Source organism: Synechococcus sp. H60.2, assembly GCF_047462315.1.
GTDB lineage: Bacteria > Cyanobacteriota > Cyanobacteriia > Thermostichales > Thermostichaceae > Thermostichus.
This window is the reverse complement of sequence record NZ_JANSIZ010000135.1, coordinates 1-2853: the sequence shown is the minus strand read 5'-3', so window position 1 is coordinate 2853 and position 2853 is coordinate 1. Positions and strand designations below refer to the sequence as shown.

3 protein-coding genes are annotated in these 2853 nt (G+C 59.7%); 2 read left to right on the top strand and 1 reads right to left on the bottom strand.

Translation table 11 applies throughout. From position 1 onward, the window contains the following. Positions 1 to 152: 152 nt before the first annotated feature. The gene (locus tag NW845_RS12690) at positions 153 to 1148 is read right to left on the bottom strand and encodes an AAA family ATPase (protein ID WP_414378789.1); all 996 of its coding nucleotides are present in this window, start codon (positions 1146 to 1148) and stop codon (positions 153 to 155) included. 129 nt (positions 1149 to 1277) lie between these two features. Between NW845_RS12690 and NW845_RS12685 the strand changes: the two genes are divergently transcribed. Together NW845_RS12685 and NW845_RS12680 are read left to right on the top strand one after the other, a co-directional pair. Further along, entirely contained in the window at positions 1278 to 1718 is a 441-nt protein-coding gene (locus NW845_RS12685) for an RrF2 family transcriptional regulator (protein WP_414378790.1), read from the top strand. A gap of 148 nt (positions 1719 to 1866) precedes the next feature. Continuing rightward, positions 1867 to 2781: a S1 RNA-binding domain-containing protein gene (locus NW845_RS12680; RefSeq protein WP_414378788.1), complete on the top strand. Its 915-nt coding sequence runs from the start codon at positions 1867 to 1869 to the stop codon at positions 2779 to 2781. The last annotated feature ends 72 nt before the right edge of the window (positions 2782 to 2853 follow it).

Below are 2853 nucleotides of genomic sequence, written 5' to 3'. Positions count from 1 at the left end.
AATACATCCAGAATCAGTCAGAGGGTGCTATCCCTCCCCACCGTATAGACGGTGGGGAATTCCGCACCTTACGTTAATTTCTTGATTGGGATCCGACATCCGCAGTTCTGCCCAAGACCGTTGGCTTCTATTGTTGCCCAGGGGATCCCTCCTCAAACCGGCGGCTCAACCGTTGCCACGATGTCGCGGATGACGGCCTCTGCTTCCTGCCGTCGGTTGCTCGTCATGTCCCCAGATCCGGCTAAAGAAATGCGATGCGCCAGCACCGGCACAAACAAAGCTTGCAGATCTTCCGGTAGGCAAAAGCTCCGCCCTCTCACCAACGCCTGTGCCCGTGCAGCCCTTGCCAAAGCCAATGCCCCGCGGGTGGACACGCCAGCCCGCAAAAGCTTGGAGGCGCGTGTCGCCTGCACCACCTGCAGCAGATAGTCGGCCAGGGATCCATCCAGGTACACCTGATCCACCGCCGCCTGGATCTCCCGCAGCTCCGCCAGGGAAAGCACCGGCTGGAGAGCCTCCACCGGCTCTGCCTGCTGTCGCTGCAGCAGCAAAGCCCGCTCCACCTCAGGGCTGGGGTAGCCGATGGACAGCCGCACCAAAAACCGATCCAACTGGCTTTCCGGGAGGGGATAGGTGCCGTGATACTCCAAGGGGTTTTGGGTGGCCAACACCATAAAGGGACTGGGCAGCGGGTAGGTGCGGTCATCCAGCGAAACCTGCTTTTCCGCCATTGCCTCTAACAGGGCACTCTGGGTGCGGGGAGAGGTGCGGTTAATCTCGTCGGCCAGGATGACATGGGCAAAAATGGGGCCTGGGCGAAATTCAAACTCCCCTTTCTCTTTGTTGAAGAGGGTGAGGCCAAGAATGTCAGTTGGCAGGAGGTCGCTGGTAAATTGAATTCGCTGAAACTTGGCCCCCAAGCTGCGGGCAATGGCCCGCGCCAACGTGGTTTTGCCCACTCCCGGCACGTCCTCCAGCAAGACATGGCCTTCCGCCACCAGGGCCGTCACCACCGCCTGCACCACCTGTGGCTTGCCTTGAAACACCGACTCGACGTTGGCGATCAGCTTGCCGATCTGCTGCCGCAAAGTTTGCAATCGCTCCGCCGGGATCCGCGCTGAACCGGATAGGGGGCCAACACTTGCCATAAACCACTCCCAAAGGGGCCTATTCCACCATACAGGCCGAACCCACCGCTAACCCAAAGGGGATCTCACAAAACTCCGGCGGGAAACCGGAGTACCATAGACCTGATCCCTGCAGGAAGGATGGGTATTTTGGAACTGTCTTGTAAAAGTGAGTACGCTCTCCTAGCTCTTCTGGAGTTGGCCCAGTACTACCATGATGGCCGGGTATTGCAGATCAAGGAGATCGCAGCCCATCAGTCGATTCCCGACCGCTACCTGGAGCAGTTGCTGGCCACGCTGCGCAGGCAGGGCCTGGTACGCAGCCAGCGGGGTGCCAAAGGGGGTTATTCTCTGGCTCGACCACCCTGGCAGATCTCCCTGTTGGACATCATTCAGGCCATCGAGGGAGAAGATCTCAGCCGCTCCCGGGACTTGCCCAGCGGCGATCTCTCGCCGGAGCGCCAGGTGCTCTGGCAGGCTTGGCAAGATGCCCAGGCGGCAGCGGTGGGCATTCTCCAAAAAACGACCTTGCAAGACCTCTGCGACCGGCAGGCGCAACAGCAACAGGCCAGGTTGATGTATTACATCTAGGTAAAGCTGCCGGTGTCGATGCCCTGGGCTTGGCCTCCGCTCAAGAGGGTGAGCACCTCTTCCCGCTGAGGCGGACGAGAGGGGCTGGGATCCCTGGCAGGTTTTGGGTTATCCTGAAACCCATTGCCTCTCGAATGGCTTCCTTTCCATGACCTTTCGTTTCCCTCGCTCTCAGGCTGCCGATACGTTTTCTTCGGAAGATTTTGCCAAGGCTCTGGAGGCGCAAAGCCTTGACTTTCAACCGGGACAGGTGGTGCGAGGTCGCATCTTCCAGCACCAGAACGATGGGGCCTTGGTAGATATCGGCGGCAAGTCGCCGGCCTTTTTGCCCCTGAAGGAAGCCGGGATCCGCCCAGGAGAGGATTTGAGCGGGCTTTTTCCCCTCAAAAGCGAAGCCGATTTTCTCATCTTGCGAGAGGACTCGGAAGGGCAAATCGTGCTCTCGGCGCGGCGGCTGCGGCTGAAGCGACTTTGGGAGGAGCTGGCCGAAAAACAGGCCAATGGCCAGACAGTAACTGCCCCGGTGATCGGCACCAACAAGGGTGGGGTGCTGGTGGATGTGCAGGGGCTGCGGGGCTTTATTCCTCGCTCGCATCTCAACCAACGGGAAGATCTAGAAGAGCTGGTGGGCCAATCGCTGACCGCCAGTTTGCTGGAAGTCAACCCTGCTGCCAACAAGCTGGTGCTCTCCCAGCGAGTAGCGCGACAGGCTGAGAGCCTGGGAATCTACACCACCGGCCAGGTGGTGCGGGGCAAGGTCAGCGCCCTCAAGCCCTTCGGCGTTTTCGTGGAGCTGGAGGAGGGGGGCAGCGGGCTGTTGCACATCAAGCAGGTCAGCCAAAGCTTTGTTGCCTCCTTATCCGACTTGTTCCGGCCTGGTCAGCCGCTCAAGGCCGTGGTCATCGATGTGGATGAGGCCAAAGGGCGGATAGCGCTCTCTCTGCGGGTGTTGGAAAAATACCCCGGCGAGGTGTTAGAGCAACTGCCTCTCATTACCGAGGAAGCCGAAGAGCGGGCCAGCAAACTGAAGGGAAGAATCACGTCCGAGGGCAAGGTCATATGAACTACCCCACCGCGTAGGCGGGTGGGGTTTCCTCACCCGCTTGACAGCAGAGCTTTTGTCTCTTCTTCTGCC

Coding starts and splice junctions, on each gene's coding strand:
- NW845_RS12680 (WP_414378788.1), top strand. CDS start 1,867: ATGACCTTTCGTTTCCCTCGCTCTCAGGCTGCCGATACGTTTTCTTCG.
- NW845_RS12690 (WP_414378789.1), bottom strand. CDS start 1,148: ATGGCAAGTGTTGGCCCCCTATCCGGTTCAGCGCGGATCCCGGCGGAG.